We start from the raw sequence: 22,649 nt of genomic DNA, 5'->3' as shown, positions 1-22,649 counted from the left end.
GAAGGCCTCCTTACCGGCGCTCAGGGCTGTGAAGGAGGCCTTCACGGCCTCGCGGGCTGCCGACGCTGGGCCGGACGGGTGAAGAAAGGGCCGGAACGGTACGAGCGGTCCAGTCGTGCCGTCCGGGGTTTGCGCTGGTGAGATGTCCAGGGGCAGCGTGGATCACGTGTACTGCGGACCGCTTCTTCTCCTGTTCGCGGTCGCCGGAGCGGCCACGGCCCCGGCGACCGCCGCCCTGCTGCGCCGGGCGGGCGCGCCCATCGCCGTGCCGCTTGCGGCCGGGCTTCTGGCGCTGGGGTTCGGCGTGGTCTGCTGGCGCTGGCAGTCCGGCGGCTGGCCGGGCTGGTGGCTCCCGGTGCCCTGCCTGCTGACCGTCCTCGCCGTCCCGCTGGCGCTGGCCGATCTGCGTCATCTGCGGCTGCCCGACGTCCTCACCCTGTCCGCCTACCCCGCCTTCGCGGCGGTGATCGCCACGGCCGCGGCGGCGGGTGGCGGCCCGGCGCTGGCGGGCCGCGCACTGGCCGGGTCGGCGGTCTTCGGGGGCGCGCACGCGCTGATCCACCTGCGGGCACCCGGTTCGCTGGGCGCGGGTGACGTGAAGCTGTCGGGCGTCCTCGGTGCCGTGCTCGCCGCGGTCGGCTGGCCCGCCGTGCTCCTCGGCGCGGTGGTGGCGGCACTGCTCAGCGTGGCGCTGGCGATGTGCCGCAGAAGCGCGCACGGGCGGGCGCCCGGGGTTCCGCACGGGCCCGGCCTGCTCGCGGCGGCCTGGCTGTGCGCGGTCCTGCCCTCGGCCGGATCGGGGGTGATACCCGGCTGACCGGGCACGGCGGCCTCGCGCGGGAGGGGAGTCCTTGCTCGCCCGGTCGTGGCGGCGTGACAGGATCTGTCAGGTGTTGCGCTGGATCACCGCGGGTGAATCACACGGACCCGCACTCGCCGCCGTGCTCGAGGGCATGGTCGCCGGTGTGGGCGTCACGACCACGGACGTGACCGAGCAGCTGGCCCGCCGCCGGCTCGGCTTCGGGCGCAGTCCCCGCATGGGCTTCGAGACCGACCACATCGAGTTCCTCGGCGGGGTGCGCCACGGGCTCACCCAGGGCGGCCCGATCGCGGTCCACATCGAGAACGCCGAATGGCCCAAGTGGGAAAAGGTCATGGCGGCCGATCCGGTGGACCCGGACGAGCTGGCCGGGCTCGCCCGCAACGAGCCGCTCACCCGGCCGCGGCCGGGGCACGCCGATCTGCCCGGCATGCAGAAGTACGGCTTCAGCGAGGCCAGGCCGGTGCTGGAGCGGGCGAGCGCGCGGGAGACGGCGTCGCGCACGGCGCTGGGCACGGTGGCGCGCAATTACCTGCGGCAGCTGCTCGGCATCGAGATCCTGAGCCACGTGGTGTCCATCGGCGGCGCCGACGCCCCCGAGGGCCCGCTGCCCACCGCGGCGGACCTGCCCGCCATCGACGAGAGCCCGGTGCGCGCCTTCAGCAGGGAAGGCACCGAGGCGATGGTCGCCGAGGTCGACGCGGTACGGAAGGCGGGGGACACCGTCGGCGGCGTGATCGAGGTGATCGCCTACGACCTCCCGCCGGGCCTCGGATCCCACGTGCACTGGGACCGCAGGCTCGACGCCCGGCTCGCGGGCGCGCTCATGGGCGTGCAGGCGATGAAGGGTGTCGAGGTCGGGGACGGCTTCACCACGGCGCGTCGCTGGGGCAGCCAGGCCCACGACGAGATCGACCGCGGCTCCGGGCCGGTCGGGGTCACCCGGCGGTCCAACCGCGCGGGCGGGCTCGAGGGCGGCATCACCAACGGCGAGCCGTTGCGCGTGCGGGTGGCCATGAAGCCGATCTCGACCGTCCCGAAAGCACTGTCCACTGTGGACGTCACGACCGGGGAGCCCGCCGTCGCGATCCACCAGCGATCCGACGTCTGCGCGGTCCCGCGCGCCGGGGTCGTGCTGGAGTCGGTGGTCGCGCTCGTCCTCGCCGACGCCGCGCTGGAGAAGTTCGGCGGCGACTCGCTCGAGGAGAGCAAGCGCAACGCGCAGGCCTACCTGAAGGCGCTCGAGGAGCGCTGGTGACCCCGCGCGCGGTGGTCGTCGGACCGCCGGGCTCGGGCAAGAGCACGGTCGGCCCGCTGCTGGCCGCCCGGCTCGGCGTCGCCTTCCGCGACACCGACGACGACATCGTCGCCCGCGCCGGGCGCGCGATCTCCGACATCTTCGCGGAAGACGGCGAACCCGCCTTCCGCGCGTTGGAAGAAGAAGCCGTCGCGACGGCGCTCGCCGAACACGGCGGCGTGCTGTCGCTCGGCGGGGGAGCGCCGATCACCCCCGGCACCCGCGCGCGGCTGGCCGGGCACACCGTCGTCTTCCTCAACGTGGGGATGGCGGCGGGGAGCAAGCGCACCGGGCTGTCCACCGCGCGCCCGCTGCTCGCCGGGGTCAACCCGCGGGCGACCTACAAGGCACTGCTCGACGCGCGGATCCCGGTGTACCGCGAAGTGGCCACGATCGAGGTCGACACCGACGAGCGCACCCCGGAAGAACTGGTGGACCTGCTCGTGGCCCGCCTCGAGGGGCTCGCCGCCGGGCACCGGCCGCACTGACGAAGAAGGAAGCATGATGTCCGACCCGGTCCGTATCCCGGTCGCCACCGCGAAGCCGTACGACGTCCTGGTCGGCCGCGGTCTGCTCGACGAGCTCACCGCCCAGCTGAACGACGCCTCCAAGGTCGCGCTGATCCACCCGCCGACGCTGACCACGACGGCCGAGACCGTCCGCGAGGAGCTGATCGAGGCCGGGATCGACGCCCACCGCGTCGAGATCCCCGACGCGGAGGACGGCAAGGCGCTCTCCGTGGCGAGCTTCTGCTGGGAGGTCCTCGGCCGCATCGGGCTCGATCGCCAAGGCGTCGTGGTCGGCCTCGGCGGCGGCGCGGTCACCGACCTCGCCGGGTTCGTCGCGGGCACCTGGATGCGCGGGGTGCGCCTGGTCAACGTGCCGACCACGCTGCTCGGCATGGTCGATGCCGCGGTCGGCGGCAAGACCGGCATCAACACCGAGGCAGGCAAGAACCTCGTCGGGGTGTTCCACGAGCCGGACGCGGTCCTGGTCGACCTGGCCACCCTCGAGACGCTGCCGCCGAACGAACTCGTCGCCGGGATGGCCGAGGTCGTCAAGACCGGGTTCATCGCCGACCCGAAGATCCTCGACCTCATCGAGGCCGACCCGGCCGCCGCGGTCGACACGACCGGCGACGTGCTGGCTGAGCTGGTCCGCCGCTCCATCCAGGTCAAGGCCGGCGTCGCCGCCGCCGACCTGCGCGAGTCGGGCCCACGCGAGATCCTCAACTACGGGCACACCCTCGGCCACGCCATCGAGCGCCGCGAGCGCTACCGCTGGCGCCACGGCGCGGCGGTGAGCGTCGGGCTCGTGTTCGCCGCCGAACTGGCCCGGCTCGCCGGGCGGCTCGACGACGCGACGGCCGAGCGGCACGCCTCCGTGCTGCGCCTGCTCGGATTGCCCACCACCTACGACCCGACAGCGCTGCCGCAGCTGCTGGAGACGATGAAGGGCGACAAGAAGACCCGCTCCGGTGTCCTGCGCTTCGTCGTCCTCGACGGGCTCGCCAAGCCTGGCAGGCTGGAGGGCCCGGACCCGGCGTTGCTGGCCGCCGCGTACTCGGCGGTCGCGGCCGGGGAACAGAACAGCGGGAGCGTGCTGCTGTGAAGGTGTTCGTCTTCAACGGGCCGAACCTCGGACGGCTCGGCAAGCGGGAGCCCGGCGTCTACGGCTCCACCACCCACGACGACCTCATCGCGCTGTGTGTCGACACCGGGACCGAGCTGGGCCTCGACGTCGACGTCCGGCAGACCGACCACGAGGGCGAGCTGGTCGGCTGGCTGCACGAGGCCGCCGACGGCGGCAACCCGGTCGTCCTCAACGCCGGGGCCTGGACGCATTACTCGATCGCGGTCCGCGACGCGGCGGCCCAGCTCACCGCGCCGCTGCTCGAACTGCACATCTCCAATGTCCACAAGCGCGAGCCGTTCCGGCACCACAGCGTGCTCTCGGACATCGCCACCGGCGTCATCGCCGGTCTCGGCGTCGACGGCTACCGCCTCGCCCTGCGCTGGCTCGCCGACAACGCGCGGTGAGTGTCCCCGAGATCGTCACCCCGCGGCTGCGGCTGCGTGCGCTGACCGAGGGGGACACCGCCGCGGCGTCCCGGATCTTCGCCGATCCGGGGATGAGCCGGTTCCTCGGGAACGATCTGAGCGATCCGGCGCACTTCCGCGCGATGATGGACCGCCGCCTGTCCTACGACGGCCCGGCCGGGCAGGGACACTGGGCGATCGACCGCGACGGCGAGCTCATCGGCATCGCACACCTGAGCCCGTCGCGGCGGCTGCCGGGCGGGGTCGCGGAAGTCGGGTACTACATCGCCGCCGGGCACAGCGGACAGGGCCTGGCGACCGAGGCCGTGCGGGCGCTGCTCGACCACGGGCTCGCCACGCTCGGCCTGCCCGCGGTGTGGGCGCTCGTGCGCGAAGACCACGCCGCGAGCCGGAAAGTGTTGCGGCGCCTAGGCTTTCTCGACGTCGGTGGCGACGAGTACTACGGCGCACCGCACCGCGTGCTGGTCGTCCTGCCTGCCGCGCACGGCCGTCCGCACCACATCGAACTGTGGGTGCCCGACCTCGCCCGCGCGGAACGCGGCTGGGGCTGGCTGCTGACCGCGCTCGGCTGGCGCGAATACCAGCGCTGGCCCGCTGGCGTCAGCTGGCGGCTGGGACCGAGCTACCTGGTGATGGAGAAGTCCCCCGCGCTGCGCGGCGCCGAGCACGAGCGGACGCGGCCGGGGCTGAACCATCTCGCGCTGCACGTGGCCACCCGGGCACAGGTGGACGTGCTCGCCGCCGAATCGGCGGACCACGGCTGGCGGCCGTTGTTCGCCGACCGCTATCCCCACGCGGGCGGCGAAGAACACTACGCCGCGTACCTGGAGGACGAGGACGGCTTCGAGGTCGAACTCGTCGCGATCGAGTGACCCACTGGCGGGGGTCACTCGACAAGGTGAGACCTCGCTACACTCGGCGATCGTGCGCCCGATTCGTCGTGGGGGCAGGCGAGTCGCCCGCGCCTTTTCCGCAGTCGTCTGCGGCTGTGTCGTCCTCGCCGGCTGCAGCGACGGCTACGCACAGTCCCAAGTGGACAGACCGGTGGCGCAGACGGCGCCGAGCCAGGCGAAGGTGGCCGACGTCCGCCTGGCTGCCGGCAATCCTCGCCAGAGCGGCGGAGTCGTCGCCGCGGGTGGCGAGGACGCGGTCTACAACTACGTCCCGTCGGTGATGCTCGACGGCGGGCGCACGCGGATGTGGTGGTGCAGCCAGTACGGCAGCGCGCCGCCGCCCGGTGACGACATCCTCTACGCCGAGGGTCCGTCGGCCGACGGACCCTTCACCGGTCCGGACGGCGGTGCCCCCGCCGCGGTGCTGTCGGGCGCGCCGGGCGGATTCGACGGGATGCACACCTGCGATCCGTCGGTGCTGCGGATCGGTACGACCTACTTCCTGTACTACACCGGCGCCGCGGGCGATCACGCGCTCGGCAACGCCGTCGGCCTCGCGACCAGTCAGGACGGGGTGCACTGGACGCGGGCGGCGGGCGGGCGGCCCATCCTGGGGCCGTCGCACGACGTGCACCGCGACAACGTCTACGGCGCGGGCCAGCCCTCGGTGGTGTACCTCGACGGCTGGTACTACCTGATGTTCACCGACACCACCGGCAAGGCGGCGGGCTGGAACGGGGCGGGCCAGTTCCTCGTCCGGTCGCACGATCCGGCGTTCTCCGCCGGGGTCGAGGCGCTCGGGCCGAAGGGCTTCGGCCCGGTGCCGTCCACCACCGCGTCGCGGGAACGGTCGATCGTGGACGGCTTCAGCGCCGACCTGACGTGGTCGGGCGCGCTCGACGCGTTCGTGATCGCCCACGAGACCGCCGAAGGCACCACCCTGACGTTCTGGACCAGGGACTTCACCGAGCAGCCCTACCGTCCGCTGGTCATCGGCGGGGACTGGAAGGAGGGCCCCGGCCTCGTCCGCCGCCCCGACGGGCACGCCCCGCTCGACGTCGCCGGCCCCTGCGACCGGGTGCCCCTCGACGTCGTGCGCGCGACCGGCCTCGACGCCACCGGCGCGCCGACCGGGCTCCGGCATTTCGGGCTCGACGTGCTGGACGCCAAGGGCTGCGCCACCCCCGAGCGGACCGCGACCACCTTCGACGGGCTCGCGATGCCCTCGCCGGAGCGGACCATGGACCTCGTGCGCGGCGGGAAGCTCGTCCGCGTCGACCGGCGGGCCGTGGCCGTCGCGCTGGCCGGGCAGGTCACCGATCATCCGGTCGCGCCCGCCGCGGGGTTCCCGCTGGCCGCGCGGCTGCGGGCCGAGGCGACGGTCGTGCAGGCGGAGGGACGCCCGCTCGGCGTCCTGCTGGACCGGGACATCCTGTGGGGCCTGCCGGACACCGGGATCGTGGCGGCCAACGACTCCGCGGTGGTCCAGATCCCGCCCGCGCGGTGGGACGGCTACCCGCGCGCTTCCTCGCTCGGCGGCTGAGCGGCCCGCCTGCCGGGCGCGGCGTGGCCGATCCGCGCGCCGACGAACAGCCCCAGCCCGGCGGGGACCAGCACGAGCAGCGCGGAGAAGGCGGCACCGCCGGTGAGCGCTCCGCGAAGTTCGGACGTGCCGGTCTGGTCGACGAACACCGCCCGCCCGATCACGTAGAGCACCCCCGCGAGGGGCCCGGTGACCAGTGCCGCGATGAACCAGTTCCGGCCGCGGTCGGGGCGGTCGAGCCACGCGTCCACGGCACTCCACAGCGCGGCGGCGCCGACCAGCAGCGCGAGCGCGACCGAGATCGGGAACGCCTGGTCGGTCGGGTGATACACCGAGTACTTGGCGAGCACCGTGACGGCGGCGCCGTGCACCAGCGCCATCACCAACCCGCGAGTCAACCAGCCAGGCATCTTCGCAGTGTAGGCGCCGCGTGTGGGTATCGCGTGTGGGCCGCCGGATACCCCGGGCGCGGAGGAACACCACCAAAGGAGGGGGACGGGACCACTAGGCTGGCGGCGTGGTTGAAACCCATTCACGCCGACGCGCGGCGCTGCGCAGCCTGCTCTCCGAGGCCGGGGTCGACGCACTCCTCGTCACCGACCTCACCAACATCCGTTACCTGACCGGGTTCACCGGATCGAACGCCGCCCTGCTCGTCCACGCCGGGGGCGAGCAGCACACCGTCTTCTGCACCGACGGCCGCTACGACACCCAGTCCGCGGCCGAGGTCCCGGATCTCGAGCGCGTGCTGGAGCGTGCCAGCGCGGCGGCGCTCGCCACCCGCGCGGCCGCCGCCCCCGGCACTTACGGCCGCATCGGGTTCGAAAGCCAGCACGTCAGCGTCGAACAGCACGAGTCGCTGAAGGCCGGTTTCGCCGCTGTCGAGCTGGTCCGCACCCCCGACCTGGTCGAACAGCTCCGGCTGATCAAGGACGACGCGGAGATCGCCGCGCTGCGCGAAGCCTGTGCCGCGGCCGACCGCGCGCTGGCCGATCTGCTCGCCGCCGGGGGCCTGCGGCCCGGCCGCACCGAGCGCGAGGTGGCCAGGGACCTGGAGAACCGGATGCTGGAGCACGGCTCGTCGGAGCCCTCCTTCCGGTCGATCGTGGCCACCGGCGCGAACTCGGCCATCCCGCATCACCAGTACGGCGACACCGTGCTGGCCGCGGGCGACTTCGTGAAGCTGGACTTCGGCGCCACCGTCGACGGGTACCACTCCGACATGACCCGCACGTTCGTGCTCGGCAAGCCCGCCGGCTGGCAGCGGGAGATCTACGACCTGGTGCGCCGCGCGCAGGCGGCGGGGACCGAGGCCGTGCGGCCGGGCGCCGTGCTGTCCGAAGTGGACGCCGCGGCGCGGACGGTGATCGCCGGCGCGGGGCACGGAGACGACTTCGGGCACGGTCTCGGACACGGCGTCGGACTGCACGTCCACGAGGCGCCGAGCCTCGCTACCACGGGCGTCGGTACACTGTCCGCCGGTATGGCGGTCACCGTCGAGCCCGGCGTCTACCTCGCGGGCCGGGGTGGCGTCCGCATCGAGGACACGCTCGTCGTGCGAGACGGCGAGCCGGAGATCCTCACCCAGAGCACGAAGGACCTCGTGGAGCTCTAGCGACCGCGAGGAAACACCGATACAGGAGACTGCAAGCTCGTGGCCACCACCAACGACCTGAAGAACGGGCTCGTCCTCAACCTCGAGGGCCAGCTGTGGACCGTCACCGCGTTCCAGCACGTGAAGCCGGGCAAGGGCGGCGCGTTCGTCCGCACCACGCTCAAGCACGTGCTGACCGGCAAGGTCGTCGACAAGACGTTCAACGCGGGCACGAAGGTGGACACCGCGACCGTCGACCGCCGGAACATGACCTACCTCTACAAGGACGGCGCCGACTTCGTCTTCATGGACGGCGACACCTACGACCAGATCACCGTGCTGGCCGAGATCGTCGGGGACAACGCGAACTACCTGCTCGAGAACACCGAGGTCCAGGTCGCGGTGCACGAGGGCAACCCGCTCTACATCGAGCTGCCGACCTCGGTCGAGCTGGTCGTGCAGCACACCGACCCCGGCCTGCAGGGCGACCGCTCCACCGGCGGCACCAAGCCGGCCACCCTGGAGACGGGCGCGGAGATCCAGGTCCCGCTGTTCCTGACCACCGGCGAGAAGATCAAGGTCGACACCCGTGACGGCCGCTATCTGGGCCGCGTCTCCAGCTGATGGACGGGACGCCTAACCCGAAACCGAAGCGCGGCGGGCCGATCAGCCGCCGCCAGGCCCGGCAGCGGGCCGTGGAAATGCTGTACGAAGCCGGGCAGCGGGAGACCGACGCGGTCACGCTGCTGTCCGAGCGGGTCGGCGCGGTCGAGGTCGACCCGATCGGGGACTACACGATCGAACTGGTCGAAGGGGTCACCGGGCGGCGCGAGCAGATCGACGAGCTGCTCGCGGAGCACTCGCACGGCTGGACGCTGGAGCGGATGCCGCCGGTGGACCTCGCGGTGCTGCGGGTCGGGATCTACGAGATGCTCTGGTCGGCGGACGTGCCCGACGCGGTCGCCATCGACGAGGCCGTCGGACTCGCGAAGGCGCTTTCCACCGACGACTCGCCCCGGTTCGTCAACGGGGTCCTCGGCCGCATCGGCACCATCGCCGACCGCCTCCGCGCGGTGCTCTGAGCCACCACGTGCTTGAGCGTTTTCGGTTCCCCACAACCGAAAACGCTCAAGCAGAGCCCGATCAGTCCTCCTTCGAGGGACGGGCCTCGGGCGGGAGAACGCCCCAGTCGATGAGCTGCTCGGTGAGCTCGCCGGGGGTCATGTCGTAGATGATGGCCAGCGACCGCAGGTCCTCGGTGCGGATGGACAGCACCTTGCCGTTGTAGTCGCCGCGCTGGCTCTGGATGGTGGCCGCGTAGCGGGCGAGCGGGCCGACCTTCTCGGCGGGCAGCTGCTGGAGCCGCTCCAGGTTGATGACGATCTTGGTGGCGGGCTCGGCACCCGACGGTACCCGGCCCTCCGGCAGCAGTTCGACCACCGGCACGCCGTAGAAGTCGGCCAGCTCGGCCAGCTTCTGGACGGTGACGGCTCGATCGCCACGCTCGTACGAGCCGACGACGACGGCCTTCCAGCGGCCGCCGGACTTCTGCTCGACCCCGTGCAGGGACAGGCCCTGTTGCTGGCGGATACCGCGGAGCTTGGCCCCGAGCGCCTTGGCGTAATCGCCCATCTGGTGGTTCTCCGTTTCTTCACCCCCTGCCCGGCCGGGATGACCGGTCCAGGGGACTTCTCGAGTCGAATACTCAGAGTAATGGTTACGCATAGTTGTCACCAGGTCAAGCAGAAGGTTGTCCGACCTGGTGGCGGAGTGCGGGACACCACCCGTAAGGCTGAGCGGGTCCTCCTGCTACTGTCGGTGCGATTTCCTCGGTAAGCAGGAGATCGACGTCCTTTAAGGACCCGTCCAGCGAGGCGGGGAAGGAGTCCGCTGTGTCGTCACGTCCGCGTGGCGCGGCAGGCCCGGCCGGGGAGCGCGAGCTCCTGTCGGCCGGTGACGTCGCGCGCACCATCGCCCGGATGGCCCATCAGGTCATCGAGAAGACCGCGCTCGGTTCCGGGCACGAGGGAACCGCTCCGCCGCCGGTGTTGCTCGGCATTCCCACCCGGGGGACGCCGCTGGCCGCCAGGCTGGCCGGGCGCGTGGCCGAGTTCTCCGGCATCCGCCCGCCCACGGGCGCCCTCGACGTCACCCTCTACCGCGACGATCTGCGCCGCCGCCCGCCGCGCGCGCTGGAGCAGACCCAGCTGCCGCCCGCCGGCATCGACGACCGGGTGGTGATCCTGGTCGACGACGTGCTGTTCTCCGGCCGCACCATCCGCGCCGCCCTCGACGCGCTGCGCGATCACGGCCGCCCGCGCGCGGTCCAGCTGGCGGTGCTGGTCGACCGCGGCCACCGCGAGCTGCCCATCCGGGCCGACTACGTGGGCAAGAACGTGCCCACCGCCCGCGCCGAGGGCGTGTCCGTGCTGTTGTCCGAAACGGACGGCCGGGACGCGGTCCTGCTCCGCCCCGCTGAAGCATCAGGAGAGGCTCAGTGAAACACCTGCTCGCCACCGACGGACTGGACGCGGCGCAGGCCACCGCGATCCTGGACACCGCCGACGAGCTGAAGCACACCCTGCTCGGCCGCGAGGTCCGCAAGCTGCCGACGTTGCGCGGCCGCACCGTCGTCACGTTGTTCTACGAGAACTCGACCCGCACCAGGGTGTCGTTCGAGATCGCCGGGAAGTGGATGAGCGCGGACGTGATCAACGTCTCGGCGTCCAGCTCCTCGGTGAACAAGGGCGAATCGCTGCGCGACACCGCGCTCACCCTCGCCGCCGCGGGCGCCGACTGCGTGATCATCCGCCACCCCGCCTCCGGCGCCGCGCAGCGGCTGTCCGGCTGGCTGGCCGAGGCGGGCACCGCGGTCGTCAACGCCGGGGACGGTACGCACGAGCACCCGACACAGGCCCTGCTCGACGCCGCCACCCTGCGCGAACGCCTCGGCTCGCTGAACGGCCGCCGGATCGCGATCGTCGGCGACGTGCTGCACAGCCGGGTCGCGCGCTCGAACATCCACCTGCTCTCGACACTGGGCGCCGAGGTGGTCCTGGTGGCCCCGCCGACGCTGCTGCCCTACGGCGTCGAGAGCTTGCCGGTCACCGTTTCGCACGATCTGGACGCCGAACTGCCCGCGGTCGACGCGGTGATGATGCTGCGGGTGCAGGCCGAACGCATGCACGGGGGCTTTTTCCCGTCGGCGCGGGAGTACTCGATCGCCTACGGCCTCAACGAGAAGCGCATGAAGCTGCTGCCGGAGCACGCGCTCGTGCTGCACCCCGGGCCGATGCTGCGCGGGATGGAGATCGCCTCGGTGGTCGCCGACTCCCCGGCCTCGGTCATCACCGAACAGGTCCGCAACGGCGTCCACGTGCGGATGGCCGTGCTGTATCACCTGCTCGCCAGCGAAGAAGGGAACATCGCGTGAGCCCCGTGCTGATCAAGGGTGCCCGCCCGTACGGGGAAGGCGACCCGGTCGACGTCCTCGTCGAGGACGGGGTGATCACCGCCATCGGCTCGGTCAAGGCGGCCGACGGCGTGGAGTTGATCGACGCCAAGGGCCAGGTGCTGCTGCCCGGGTTCGTCGATCTGCACACCCACCTGCGCGAGCCGGGCCGCGAGGACACCGAGACGATCGAGACCGGTTCCGCCGCCGCCGCGCTCGGCGGGTACACCGCCGTGTTCGCCATGGCCAACACCGATCCGGTCGCCGACAACGCGGTCGTCGTCGAGCACGTCTGGCGGCGCGGCCAGGAGATCGGGCTGGTCGACGTGCACCCGGTCGGCGCGGTCACCGTCGGGCTCAAGGGCGAGAAGCTCGCCGAACTGGGCACGATGAACCGGTCCGCGGCGGGGGTCCGGGTGTTCTCCGACGACGGCCTGTGCGTGGCCGACCCGCTGCTGATGCGCCGGGCGCTGGAGTACTCCACCTCGCTGGACGTCGTGATCGCGCAGCACGCCGAGGAGCCGCGGCTGACCGTCGGCGCGCAGGCCCACGAGGGCGAGCGCGCGGCACGGCTGGGCTACACCGGCTGGCCCGCCTCGGCCGAGGAGTCGATCGTCGCCCGGGACTGCCTGCTCGCCTTCCACGCCGGGGCGCGGCTGCACGTGTGCCACGTCTCGACGTCGGGCACCGCCGACGTCCTGCGCTGGGCCAAGGACCGCGGCACGAAGGTGTCCGCCGAGGTCACCCCGCACCACCTGCTGCTCACCGACGAACGGCTCGCGAGCTACGACCCGGTGAACAAGGTCAACCCGCCGCTGCGTACCGAGGTCGACGCCGAAAAGCTGCGTGCCGCGCTGGCCGAGGGCGTCATCGACTGCGTGGCCACCGACCACGCGCCGCACGCGGTGCAGGACAAGGACTGCGAGTGGAGCGCGGCGCGGCCGGGCATGCTCGGCCTGCAGACCGCACTGTCCATTGTGGCCGAGACCATGGTCCGCACCGGGCTGCTCGACTGGCGGGGCGTGGCCCGCGTCATGAGCGAACGGCCCGCGGAGATCGGGAACCTGCCCGATCAGGGCCGTCCGATCGAGGTGGGGGAGCCCGCCAACCTCACGCTGGTCGACCCGGACGCGGAGTGGACCGTGAGCGGGCCCGAGCTGGCCAGCATCTCGGCCAACACCCCGTACGAGGGAATGCGCTTGCCCGGCGTGGTGACCGCCACGCTCTTGCGCGGGCGGATCACCGCGCGGGAAGGGAAGATCGGGTAATGGAACGGCTTCTCCTCACGCTCGCGCTCGTCGTCTTCTTCCTGCTGTGCCTGTGGGGCTTCTGGATCGGCTGGCGGCGCAAGTCGCGCGCGCAGAGCGTCCAGGTGCCGCCGTTCCCCGAGATCCCCGCCGAGCCCGGCGAGGTGCTGCTGGAGTCCCAAGGGCTCTACGTCAGCACGATCTTCGCGGGGCACTGGCAGAACCGCGTCGTCACCCGCGGCGCCGGGCTGCGCACGAGCGCGATCTGGCGGCTGCACCCCGGCGGCGTCGCGATCGAGCGCTCCGGCGGCCCGGACTTCTGGATCCCGCGCGCGTCGGTCACCGGGATCCGCCGGGACAAGGCGATCGCCGGGAAGGTGATGGGCACCGACGCGCTGCTCGTCCTCACCTGGCGGCTCGGTGACGTCGATCTCGACACCGGCTTCCGCGGCGACGACCTCGACGACTATCCACAGTGGATCGACCAGCTTTCCGATCACGACATCAAGGGAGGTGCCCAGTGAGCACCGCGAACGGCGCCCGTACCCCGGCCGCGCTGGTACTGGAAGACGGCCGGGTGTTCCGCGGCGCGGCCTACGGCGCGCGCGGGCGGACGCTCGGCGAGGCGGTGTTCTGCACCGGCATGACGGGCTACCAGGAGACGTTGACCGACCCGTCCTACCACCGGCAGATCGTGGTGCAGACCGCGCCGCAGATCGGCAACACCGGCTGGAACGACGAGGACGACGAGTCGGCGCGGATCTGGGTTTCCGGTTACGTGGTCCGCGATCCCGCGCGGACGCCGTCGAACTGGCGGGCCACGCGCTCGCTGGACGACGAGCTGGAGCGCCAGGGTGTGGTCGGGATCTCCGAAGTGGACACCCGGTCGCTGACCCGGCACCTGCGGGAGCGGGGCGCGATGCGCGCGGGGGTGTTCTCCGGCGACGCGCTGGTGTCCACAGAGGACATGGTCGCGCAGGTGCTGGCGAGCCCGGAGATGAAGGGCGCCGATCTGGCCGGCGAGGTCAGCACGGACAAGCCGTACATCGTGCAGGCGCAGGGCGAGCGCCGGTTCCGGGTCGCCGCGCTGGATCTGGGCATCAAGTCGAACACGCCGCGGCTGATGACCGCGCGCGGCATCGAGGTGCACGTGCTGCCCTCGGCGACGCCGGTCGACGAACTGCTGGCGCTGGAGCCGGACGGGGTGTTCCTCTCGAACGGTCCCGGTGACCCGGCGACCACCGCGCACGCGACGGCGCTGACGAAATCGGTGCTGGAGCGGGAAATCCCGCTGTTCGGCATCTGCTTCGGCAACCAGATCCTCGGCCGCGCGCTCGGCCTGGGGACGTACAAGATGCGCTACGGCCACCGCGGGATCAACATCCCGGTGATCGACGTGGCGACCGGGCGGGTGGCGATCACCGCGCAGAACCACGGTTTCGCCCTGGAAGGCGAGCCGGGCCAGCGGTTCGACTCGCCCTACGGCGCCGCGCAGATCTCGCACTACTGCCCGAACGACGACACGGTCGAGGGTGTGCGTGCCTTCGACGTCCCGGCGTTTTCGGTGCAGTACCACCCCGAAGCGGCCGCCGGTCCGCACGACGCGGCTCCGCTCTTCGACGAATTCGTTCAGCTGATGGAGAAGAAGGCCAAGTAATGCCCAAGAGGACTGACATCCAGCACGTGCTGGTGATCGGATCGGGTCCGATCGTGATCGGGCAGGCCGCGGAGTTCGACTACTCCGGGACCCAGGCCTGCCGGGTGCTGCGGGCCGAGGGGTTGCGCGTGAGCCTGGTGAACTCCAACCCGGCGACGATCATGACCGACCCGGAGTTCGCCGACGCCACCTACATCGAGCCGGTCACCCCGGACTTCGTCGAGAAGGTCATCGCGGAAGAGCGCCCCGACGCGCTGCTGGCGACGCTGGGCGGGCAGACGGCGCTCAACTGCGCGGTGGCGCTGCACGAGCGCGGGGTGCTGGAAAAGTACGGCGTCGAGCTGATCGGCGCGGACATCGACGCGATCCAGCGTGGTGAGGACCGGCAGAAGTTCAAGGACATCGTGCGCACCATCGGCGCCGAGGTCCCGCGTTCCCGGGTCTGTCACGACATGGACGAGGTCCGCGCCACGGTGGCCGAGCTCGGCCTGCCGGTGGTCATCCGGCCCTCGTTCACCATGGGCGGGCTCGGCTCGGGCATGGCGCACACCGCCGAGGACCTGGAGCGGCTGGCGTCGACCGGGCTCACCGAGTCGCCGGTGACCGAGGTGCTCATCGAGGAGAGCGTGCTCGGCTGGAAGGAATACGAGCTCGAGCTGATGCGCGACAAGCACGACAACGTCGTGGTCGTGTGCTCGATCGAGAACGTCGACGCGATGGGCGTGCACACCGGCGACAGCGTCACCGTGGCGCCGACGATGACGCTGACCGACCGCGAGTACCAGGTGATGCGTGACGTCGGCATCGCGGTGCTGCGCGAGGTCGGCGTCGACACCGGCGGCTGCAACATCCAGTTCGCGATCAACCCGCGTGACGGCCGGATGGTCGTCATCGAGATGAACCCCCGCGTGTCGCGCAGTTCCGCGCTGGCGTCGAAGGCGACCGGGTTCCCGATCGCCAAGATCGCCGCGAAGCTCGCCATCGGCTACACCCTCGACGAGATCCGCAACGACATCACCGGCGAGACCCCCGCGTCGTTCGAGCCCGCGCTGGACTACGTCGTGGTGAAGGTGCCGCGGTTCGCCTTCGAGAAGTTCCCCGGCGCGGACCCGACGCTGACCACGACGATGAAGAGCGTCGGCGAGGCGATGTCGTTCGGCCGCAGTTTCCCCGAAGCCCTTGGCAAGGCGATGCGGTCGATCGAAACGAAGGCGACCGGGTTCTGGACCAGGCCCGACCCCGAGGGCGCCACGCTGGAGTCCACTTTGGACGCCCTGCGGGTGCCGCACGAGGGACGGCTCTACGAGGTCGAGCGCGCGCTGCGGTTCGGCGCCACCGTCGGGCAGGTGCACGAGGCCTCCGGCATCGACCCGTGGTTCATCGACCAGATCGCGCTGATCGGCGAGGTCGGCGCCGAGGTCCGGGACGCCCCGGTGCTCGACGGCGACCTGCTGCGCCGCGCCAAGCGGACCGGGCTGTCGGACCGCCAGATCGCCGCGCTGCGCCCGGAACTGGCCGGGGAGGACGGCGTCCGCGCGCTGCGGCACCGGCTCGGCGTGCGGCCGGTGTTCAAGACCGTGGACACCTGCGCGGCCGAGTTCGCCGCCAAGACGCCGTATCACTACTCCTGCTACGAGACCGACCCCGAAGCGCAGTCCGAGATCACGGCGCAGACCGACAAGCCCAAGGTGCTCATCCTCGGCTCCGGGCCCAACCGGATCGGGCAGGGCATCGAGTTCGACTACTCCTGCGTGCACGCGGCGATCGCGTTGCGCGAGGCCGGGTTCGAGGCCGTCATGGTCAACTGCAACCCGGAAACCGTGTCCACCGACTACGACACCTCCGACCGCCTGTACTTCGAACCGCTCTCCTTCGAGGACGTCCTCGAAGTCGTGCACGCCGAGCAGGCCTCCGGCACGGTCGCCGGGGTCATCGTCCAGCTCGGCGGGCAGACGCCGCTCGGCCTGGCGAAGCGGCTGGCCGACGCCGGTGTCCCGGTGGTCGGGACGCCGCCCGAGGCGATTCACCTCGCCGAGGACCGCGGCGCGTTCGGCGAGGTCCTCACCGACGCCGGGCTGCCGGCGCCGCGTTACGGCACCGCGACCTCGTTCGAGGGCGCCAAGCGGATCGCCGACGAGATCGGCTACCCGGTGCTCGTCCGCCCGTCCTACGTCCTGGGTGGCCGCGGCATGGAGATCGTCTACGACGAGGAATCCCTCGCCGGCTACATCCGCCGCGCCACCGAGGTCACGCCGGAACACCCCGTGCTGGTGGACCGGTTCCTCGACGACGCCATCGAAATCGACGTCGACGCGCTGTTCGACGGCGAGGAGCTCTACCTCGGCGGTGTGATGGAACACATCGAGGAGGCCGGGATCCACTCCGGCGACTCGTCCTGCGCGCTGCCGCCGATCACCCTCGGCCAGACCGACCTGCAGGCCGTGCGGCGCTCCACGGAGGCGATCGCCCGCGGCGTCGGCGTGCGCGGGCTGCTCAACGTCCAGTACGCCCTCAAGGACGACGTCCTCTACGTCCTGGAAGCGAACCCGCGTGCCTCGCGCACCGTCCCGTTCGTGTCCAAGGCGACCGCGGTGCCGCTGGCGAAGGCCGCCGCGCGCATCATGACCGGCTCCTCGATCAAGGACCTGCGCGCCGCGGGCATCCTGCCCGCCGACGGCGACGGCGGGCACCTGCCCGCGGATTCGCCGGTCGCGGTCAAGGAAGCCGTGCTGCCCTTCCACCGCTTCCGCACCCCCGAGGGACACGGCGTCGATTCGTTGCTCGGCCCGGAGATGAAGTCCACCGGTGAGGTCATGGGCGTCGACGTCTCGTTCGGCAAGGCGTTCGCGAAATCCCAGTCCGGCGCTTACGGTTCCTTGCCGACCTCCGGGCGCGTGTTCGTGTCGGTGGCCAACCGGGACAAGCGGTCGATGGTGTTCCCGATCAAGCGGCTCGCCGACCTCGGCTTCGAGGTCCTCGCCACCGCGGGCACCGGGGAAGTGTTGCGGCGCAACGGAATTCCCTGCACGGTCGTGCGCAAGTACTCCGAGGGATCGACCGACTCCGTGCAGAACATCGTGGACGTCATCCTCGACGGCGGCGTCGACATGGTCATCAATACTCCGTATGGAAACAGCGGTCCGCGGGTCGACGGCTACGAAATCCGTACCGCGGCGGTGTCCCGGGACATCCCGTGCGTCACCACCGTGCAGGGCGCCGCGGCGGCCGTGCACGGCATCGAGGCACTCATCCGGGGTGACATCGGGGTCCGGTCGCTGCAGCACCTGCAGGCCGCGCTGAAGGCCCAGTCGTGAGCGCGCCCGAGCGGTTCGGCGCGCGGCTGGCGAAGGCGATCTCGGCGCGGGGCCCGCTCTGCGCCGGGATCGACCCGCACCCCGGCCTGATCGAGGCGTGGGGCCTGCCTGCCGACGCGAGCGGGCTGGAACGGTTCGCGCTCGGCGCCACCGAGGTGCTGGCCGCGGAAACCGCGATCGTCAAGCCGCAGTCGGCGTTCTTCGAGGCGTTCGGAGCCGCCGGCGTCGCCGTATTGGAGCGGGTCGTCACGCTCGCGGCCGATGCCGGGGCACTGGTGCTGCTCGACGTCAAGCGCGGGGACATCGGCTCCACCATGGAGGCCTACACGGCCGCCTACGTGGCCGACGGCGCGGCGATCGCGGCCGACGCGATCACCGTGTCGCCGTACCTCGGATTCGGCTCTCTGGAGCAGTGCGTGGCCACCGCCCGCGCGGCGGGCCGGGGCGTGTTCGTGCTCGCGCGGACGTCGAACCCCGAGGCACACGCCTTGCAGAGTGCGCAACTGCCGGACGGCAGGACGGTCGCGCAGAGCATCGTCGACACCGCCGCGGCGCTGAACGACGGCGTCGCGCCGCTCGGGGACGCCGGGGTGGTCGTCGGGGCCACGATCGCGCCTGGAGAGCTCGAACTGGCCGCGTTGAACGGTCCGGTCCTGGCACCGGGTTTCGGGGCTCAGGGCGCCACTGTGGCCGATTTACGGGCTGTTTTCGGGGACGCGCTGCTCGCGAAGGGCGTGCTTCCGGCGTCTTCGCGGGACATCCTGAAGCACGGGCCGGACGCGGCGGCGCTGCGAACAGCGGTCCGCCGGAATCGCGAACTACTCGCCGGACCGCAGGAAAACGGCCAATAGCAGGCCCCGGAATCGGCGTGGGACCAGCACCCCCGCATTGTGGGCGGTGCTCGCGGGTGGGTACCGTCGCGTCACCCACCCAGATTTGAGAACTACCGGAGGAAAACGTGGCACTTCCCCAGCTGACAGAGGAACAGCGCGCTGCGGCGCTGGAGAAGGCCGCCGCCGCCCGCCGCATCCGTGCTGAGCTGAAGGAGCGGCTGAAGCGGGGCGGTACCACTCTGGTCGACGTGCTGAAGCAGGCCGAGGAGAACGAAGTCCTCGGCAAGATGAAGGTGTCGGCTCTGCTCGAGGCCCTCCCCGGCGTCGGCAAGGTCCGTGCCCAGCAGACCATGGAACGACTGGAGATCGCGCCCAGCCGCAGGCTCCGCGGGCTCGGCGACCGGCAGCGCAAGGCGCTGCTGGCCGAGTTCAGCGGCGAGTGAGCGGCGTCGGTCAGGACAACCCGGTGATCCGGGGCGCCGACCGCGGCAGTGAGCCGGTGGCGGGGGAGAGCTCCCGGCACCGGCTCACGGTCGTATCGGGGCCGTCGGGGGTCGGGAAGTCGAGTGTGGTGGGGCAGCTGCGCGAGCTGGCCCCCGAGATCTACTACAGCGTTTCGGTGACGACGCGGAAGCCACGTCCCGGCGAGGTCGAAGGACGGCACTACCACTTCGTCGACCGGGCCGAGTTCGACGTCATGGTCGCCGAGGGCAGGCTCCTGGAACACGCCGAGTTCGCGGGCAACTGCTACGGCACCCCGCGCGAGCCGGTGGAGAAGGCGCTCGCCGACGGCAGGCCCGCGGTGCTGGAGATCGAACTGCAGGGCGCGCGGCAGGTCCGCCGGGCGATGCCGGAGGCTCGGCTGGTGATGCTCATGCCGCCGTCCTGGGAGGAACTGGTCGGCAGGCTGACCGGGCGCGGCACCGAATCCGAGGCCGCCGTGCAGGCGCGGCTGGCCGAGGCCGAGCGCGAACTGGCCGCCGCCGGGGAGTTCGACGTACGGCTCGTGAACGCCGACGTGCGAGAGGCCGCTGAGCGGTTGCTAAACTTGATAACCGGCGACCAGAACCTTGAAGATTCGGAGCACCACGAGTGACGACCACGTCCACGCTCGGCATTCACGAAGAGCTCGAAGGCATCACCAACCCGCCGATCGACGACCTGCTCGAGAAGGTCAGCTCCAAGTACGCGCTGGTGATCTACTCGGCCAAGCGTGCCCGGCAGATCAACGACTACTACGCCCAGCTGGGCGAGGGCCTGCTGGAGTACGTCGGCCCGCTGGTCGAGCCCGGTCCCCGGGAGAAGCCGCTCTCGATCGCGCTGCGCGAGATCCACGGCGGGCTGCTCGAGCACACCGAGGGTGAGTGACCGCAGGCCCAGGGTCGTCCTGGGCGTGGGCGGCGGGATCGCCGCCTACAAGGCCTGTGAGGTGCTGCGCGGCCTGACCGAGTCCGGTCACGAGGTCCGCGTGGTGCCCACGGAAGCCGCGCTGAACTTCGTCGGCGCGGCCACCTTCGAGGCACTGTCCGGTCAGCCGGTACACACCGGTGTGTTCACCGAAGTGCCCGAAGTGCAGCACGTCCGCGTCGGCAAGGAAGCCGATCTGGTGCTCGTGGTCCCGGCCACGGCGAACCTGCTCGCCAAGGCCGCGCACGGCATCGCGGACGATCTGCTGACCAACACCCTGCTCACCGCCCGGTGCCCGGTGGTCTTCTTCCCGGCGATGCACACCGAGATGTGGGAGCACCCCGCCACCCGCGACAACGTGGCGCTGCTGCGCTCGCGCGGGGCGATCGTCACCGAGCCGGATTCGGGCAGGCTGACCGGCGTCGACACCGGCAAGGGCAGGCTCGCGAACCCGGCCGAGATCGTCGACCTCGCCCGGCTGCTGCTCGCCGTGCCGGACGCGCTGCCCCGCGACCTCGAAGGCGTCCGGGTGGTCATCTCCGCGGGCGGCACCCGCGAACCACTCGACCCGGTGCGCTATCTCGGCAACCGGTCCTCGGGCAAGCAGGGCTACGCGCTGGCCAGGGTCGCCGCGCAGCGCGGCGCCGAGGTCACGCTGGTCGCCGGGCACACGGTGGCGCTGCCGGATCCCGCGGGCGCGACCGTGCGGCACGTGTCGACAGCGCTGGAGCTGCGCGAGGTCATGCACGCCGAGGCCGCGTCGGCCGACGTCGTCGTGATGGCCGCCGCGGTCGCCGATTTCCGGCCCGCGACCAAGGCCGATGTGAAGATCAAGAAGTCCGACGACCTGCCGGACCCGGTCATCACCCTGGACCGGAATCCGGACATTCTCGCCGAACTGGTCCGTTCGCGGCGCGCCGGGCAGCTCGTGGTGGGCTTCGCGGCGGAAACCGGCGACGAACACGGCAGCGTTCTCGACCACGCCCGGGTAAAACTGAAGCGCAAGGGTGCCGACCTGCTGGTGGTCAACGCGGTGGGGGACGGCAAGGCGTTCGAGACGGAGGACAACTCCGGCTGGCTGCTGGCCGCGGACGGTACCGAAAGGCCCATCCCCTTGGGCGCGAAAGCGCAACTGGCGGCCACAGTGTGGGACGCTGTTGTGGGCTTAATCAATCGTTGACCGGCGCTCCAGCCGAACTCAGTAGGCTGGAGCCGGGTAAGGGGTACCTAACTCTCCGGGTATCCGTCGTCGAGGTGAGGAAGTGACTGCCACCGTGACCGCGTCCACCAGCAGATTGTTCACGTCGGAGTCCGTGACCGAAGGGCACCCCGACAAGATTTGCGACGCCATCAGCGACTCGATCCTGGACGGTCTGCTGTCCAAGGACCCGCGCAGCCGGGTCGCCGTGGAAACCCTCATCACGACCGGTCAGGTCCACGTCGCGGGCGAGGTGACCACCGAGGCCTACGCCGACATCCCGACCATCGTGCGCGACGTCATCCTGCGGATCGGCTACGACTCCTCGGCCAAGGGCTTCGACGGGAACTCCTGCGGCGTGAACGTCGCGATCGGCTCCCAGTCGCCCGACATCGCGCAGGGCGTCGACACCGCGTACGAGTCGCGGGTCGAGTCCGACGAGGACGAGATCAACCGCCAGGGCGCCGGCGACCAGGGCCTGATGTTCGGCTACGCCTGCTCGGACACCCCCGAGCTGCTGCCGCTGCCGATCGCGCTGGCGCACCGGCTCTCGCGGCGGCTGTCGGCGGTCCGCAAGGACGGCGTCCTGCCGTACCTGCGCCCGGACGGCAAGACCCAGGTGACCATCGAGTACGCGGGCGACCAGCCGGTGCGGCTGGACACCGTGGTCGTCTCGACGCAGCACGCCGAGGGCATCGATCTCGACCGGATGCTCGGCGTGGACGTCAAGGAGCACGTCGTCGCCCCGGAGCTCGCCGAACTGGGCCTCGACACCGCGAACGTGCGGCTGCTGGTGAACCCGACCGGCCGCTTCGTCATCGGCGGCCCGATGGGTGACGCCGGGCTGACCGGGCGCAAGATCATCGTCGACACCTACGGCGGGATGGCGCGGCACGGCGGTGGCGCGTTCTCCGGCAAGGATCCGTCCAAGGTGGACCGTTCGGCCGCGTACGCGATGCGCTGGGTGGCCAAGAACGTCGTCGCCGCGGGCCTGGCCACGCGCACCGAGGTGCAGGTCGCGTACGCGATCGGCAAGGCGGCGCCGGTCGGCCTGTTCGTCGAGACGTTCGGGACCGAGACGGTGGACCCGTCGAAGATCCAGGCGGCGATCAGCGAGGTCTTCGACCTGCGGCCCGCCGCGATCATCCGCGACCTCGACCTGCTGCGCCCGATCTACGCGCCGACCGCGGCGTACGGGCACTTCGGCCGTCCGGACCTGGACCTGCCGTGGGAGAGCACCGCCCGCGCCGAGGCCCTCAAGGCCGCCGCCGGCGCCTGATCGCTTCCGACCGTTCCGTGAAGGCCTCCTTCACAGCGCTCAACGCTGTGAAGGAG

Annotated in this window: 24 protein-coding genes; 22 read left to right on the top strand and 2 right to left on the bottom strand. The window is 71.4% G+C overall.

Annotated elements, in window-relative coordinates; translation table 11 throughout:
* Positions 1 to 142: 142 nt before the first annotated feature.
* The 7 genes from ACFWX1_RS39070 (at position 143) to ACFWX1_RS39040 (ending at position 6,613) form a co-directional block, all read left to right on the top strand.
* Positions 143 to 817 (top strand): prepilin peptidase, encoded by a 675-nt coding sequence (locus ACFWX1_RS39070; protein WP_378394891.1) that lies wholly within the window; start codon positions 143 to 145, stop codon positions 815 to 817.
* Between the two features lie 73 nt (positions 818 to 890).
* The gene (gene aroC / locus ACFWX1_RS39065) at positions 891 to 2,078 is read left to right on the top strand and encodes a chorismate synthase (RefSeq protein WP_378394890.1); all 1,188 of its coding nucleotides are present in this window, start codon (positions 891 to 893) and stop codon (positions 2,076 to 2,078) included.
* Positions 2,075 to 2,605 (top strand): shikimate kinase, encoded by a 531-nt coding sequence (locus ACFWX1_RS39060; RefSeq protein WP_378394889.1) that lies wholly within the window; start codon positions 2,075 to 2,077, stop codon positions 2,603 to 2,605. Before aroC ends, ACFWX1_RS39060 begins: the two co-directional genes overlap by 4 nt.
* A gap of 16 nt (positions 2,606 to 2,621) precedes the next feature.
* Positions 2,622 to 3,728, top strand: coding sequence for a 3-dehydroquinate synthase (aroB, locus tag ACFWX1_RS39055; protein ID WP_378394906.1), 1,107 nt, complete (start codon positions 2,622 to 2,624; stop codon positions 3,726 to 3,728).
* The gene (gene aroQ / locus ACFWX1_RS39050) at positions 3,725 to 4,156 is read left to right on the top strand and encodes a type II 3-dehydroquinate dehydratase (protein ID WP_378394887.1); all 432 of its coding nucleotides are present in this window, start codon (positions 3,725 to 3,727) and stop codon (positions 4,154 to 4,156) included. Before aroB ends, aroQ begins: the two co-directional genes overlap by 4 nt.
* Positions 4,153 to 5,049, top strand: coding sequence for a GNAT family N-acetyltransferase (locus ACFWX1_RS39045; RefSeq protein ID WP_378394886.1), 897 nt, complete (start codon positions 4,153 to 4,155; stop codon positions 5,047 to 5,049). Before aroQ ends, ACFWX1_RS39045 begins: the two co-directional genes overlap by 4 nt.
* A 52-nt stretch (positions 5,050 to 5,101) precedes the next feature.
* On the top strand, positions 5,102 to 6,613 hold the full coding sequence (locus ACFWX1_RS39040) for a beta-xylosidase (protein ID WP_378394885.1): 1,512 nt from the start codon (positions 5,102 to 5,104) through the stop codon (positions 6,611 to 6,613).
* On the opposite strand, the gene ACFWX1_RS39035 is transcribed toward ACFWX1_RS39040, so the two are convergent.
* Positions 6,583 to 6,993, bottom strand: coding sequence for a hypothetical protein (locus tag ACFWX1_RS39035; RefSeq protein WP_378394905.1), 411 nt, complete (start codon positions 6,991 to 6,993; stop codon positions 6,583 to 6,585). The genes ACFWX1_RS39040 and ACFWX1_RS39035 overlap by 31 nt on opposite strands.
* Before the next feature lie 137 nt (positions 6,994 to 7,130).
* On the opposite strand from ACFWX1_RS39035, the gene ACFWX1_RS39030 reads away from it, so the two are divergent.
* From ACFWX1_RS39030 to nusB, 3 genes are read left to right on the top strand one after another with little or no spacing between them, the layout of a single operon-like run.
* The gene (locus ACFWX1_RS39030; protein WP_378394884.1) at positions 7,131 to 8,228 is read left to right on the top strand and encodes a M24 family metallopeptidase; all 1,098 of its coding nucleotides are present in this window, start codon (positions 7,131 to 7,133) and stop codon (positions 8,226 to 8,228) included.
* Between the two features lie 39 nt (positions 8,229 to 8,267).
* Positions 8,268 to 8,831, top strand: a complete 564-nt coding sequence (gene efp / locus ACFWX1_RS39025) for an elongation factor P (RefSeq protein WP_378394883.1) — start codon at positions 8,268 to 8,270, stop codon at positions 8,829 to 8,831.
* The gene (gene nusB, locus ACFWX1_RS39020; protein WP_378394882.1) at positions 8,831 to 9,289 is read left to right on the top strand and encodes a transcription antitermination factor NusB; all 459 of its coding nucleotides are present in this window, start codon (positions 8,831 to 8,833) and stop codon (positions 9,287 to 9,289) included. Before efp ends, nusB begins: the two co-directional genes overlap by 1 nt.
* 61 nt (positions 9,290 to 9,350) lie before the next feature.
* Here the strand turns inward: nusB and ACFWX1_RS39015 are convergent, their stop codons facing one another.
* Entirely contained in the window at positions 9,351 to 9,839 is a 489-nt protein-coding gene (locus ACFWX1_RS39015; RefSeq protein ID WP_003096372.1) for a transcriptional regulator, read from the bottom strand.
* Positions 9,840 to 10,099: 260 nt separating this feature from the next.
* Here ACFWX1_RS39015 and pyrR point away from each other — a divergent pair, with 260 nt between their 5' ends.
* The 12 genes from pyrR (at position 10,100) to metK (ending at position 22,593) form a co-directional block, all read left to right on the top strand.
* Positions 10,100 to 10,708 carry a bifunctional pyr operon transcriptional regulator/uracil phosphoribosyltransferase PyrR gene (gene pyrR / locus ACFWX1_RS39010; protein WP_378394881.1) on the top strand — a complete coding sequence of 203 codons (609 nt, stop codon included), beginning with the start codon at positions 10,100 to 10,102 and terminating at the stop codon, positions 10,706 to 10,708.
* On the top strand, positions 10,705 to 11,640 hold the full coding sequence (locus ACFWX1_RS39005; RefSeq protein WP_378394879.1) for an aspartate carbamoyltransferase catalytic subunit: 936 nt from the start codon (positions 10,705 to 10,707) through the stop codon (positions 11,638 to 11,640). Before pyrR ends, ACFWX1_RS39005 begins: the two co-directional genes overlap by 4 nt.
* Positions 11,637 to 12,926, top strand: a complete 1,290-nt coding sequence (locus ACFWX1_RS39000) for a dihydroorotase (RefSeq protein ID WP_378394878.1) — start codon at positions 11,637 to 11,639, stop codon at positions 12,924 to 12,926. Before ACFWX1_RS39005 ends, ACFWX1_RS39000 begins: the two co-directional genes overlap by 4 nt.
* Positions 12,926 to 13,429 (top strand): transporter, encoded by a 504-nt coding sequence (locus ACFWX1_RS38995; protein ID WP_378394877.1) that lies wholly within the window; start codon positions 12,926 to 12,928, stop codon positions 13,427 to 13,429. The genes ACFWX1_RS39000 and ACFWX1_RS38995 overlap by 1 nt, the downstream gene beginning before the upstream one ends.
* The gene (gene carA / locus ACFWX1_RS38990; RefSeq protein ID WP_378394876.1) at positions 13,426 to 14,562 is read left to right on the top strand and encodes a glutamine-hydrolyzing carbamoyl-phosphate synthase small subunit; all 1,137 of its coding nucleotides are present in this window, start codon (positions 13,426 to 13,428) and stop codon (positions 14,560 to 14,562) included. Before ACFWX1_RS38995 ends, carA begins: the two co-directional genes overlap by 4 nt.
* On the top strand, positions 14,562 to 17,876 hold the full coding sequence (carB, locus tag ACFWX1_RS38985) for a carbamoyl-phosphate synthase large subunit (RefSeq protein WP_378394875.1): 3,315 nt from the start codon (positions 14,562 to 14,564) through the stop codon (positions 17,874 to 17,876). The genes carA and carB overlap by 1 nt, the downstream gene beginning before the upstream one ends.
* Entirely contained in the window at positions 17,873 to 18,727 is an 855-nt protein-coding gene (pyrF, locus tag ACFWX1_RS38980) for an orotidine-5'-phosphate decarboxylase (RefSeq protein ID WP_378394874.1), read from the top strand. The genes carB and pyrF overlap by 4 nt, the downstream gene beginning before the upstream one ends.
* A gap of 107 nt (positions 18,728 to 18,834) precedes the next feature.
* Positions 18,835 to 19,152, top strand: a complete 318-nt coding sequence (gene mihF / locus ACFWX1_RS38975) for an integration host factor, actinobacterial type (protein WP_003096398.1) — start codon at positions 18,835 to 18,837, stop codon at positions 19,150 to 19,152.
* Complete coding sequence (gene gmk, locus ACFWX1_RS38970; protein WP_378394873.1) at positions 19,149 to 19,805, top strand: guanylate kinase; 657 nt, start codon at positions 19,149 to 19,151, stop codon at positions 19,803 to 19,805. The genes mihF and gmk overlap by 4 nt, the downstream gene beginning before the upstream one ends.
* Positions 19,802 to 20,077: a DNA-directed RNA polymerase subunit omega gene (rpoZ, locus tag ACFWX1_RS38965; protein ID WP_345387155.1), complete on the top strand. Its 276-nt coding sequence runs from the start codon at positions 19,802 to 19,804 to the stop codon at positions 20,075 to 20,077. Before gmk ends, rpoZ begins: the two co-directional genes overlap by 4 nt.
* Positions 20,070 to 21,296, top strand: a complete 1,227-nt coding sequence (gene coaBC, locus ACFWX1_RS38960; RefSeq protein WP_378394872.1) for a bifunctional phosphopantothenoylcysteine decarboxylase/phosphopantothenate--cysteine ligase CoaBC — start codon at positions 20,070 to 20,072, stop codon at positions 21,294 to 21,296. Before rpoZ ends, coaBC begins: the two co-directional genes overlap by 8 nt.
* Positions 21,297 to 21,390: 94 nt before the next feature.
* Positions 21,391 to 22,593 (top strand): methionine adenosyltransferase, encoded by a 1,203-nt coding sequence (gene metK, locus ACFWX1_RS38955; RefSeq protein ID WP_378394904.1) that lies wholly within the window; start codon positions 21,391 to 21,393, stop codon positions 22,591 to 22,593.
* Positions 22,594 to 22,649: the final 56 nt, after the last annotated feature.

Origin of the sequence: Amycolatopsis sp. NPDC059021, from assembly GCF_042739895.1 — a bacterium.
Lineage (GTDB): Bacteria > Actinomycetota > Actinomycetes > Mycobacteriales > Pseudonocardiaceae > Amycolatopsis.
This window is presented reverse-complemented; position numbering and strand designations above follow the sequence as displayed.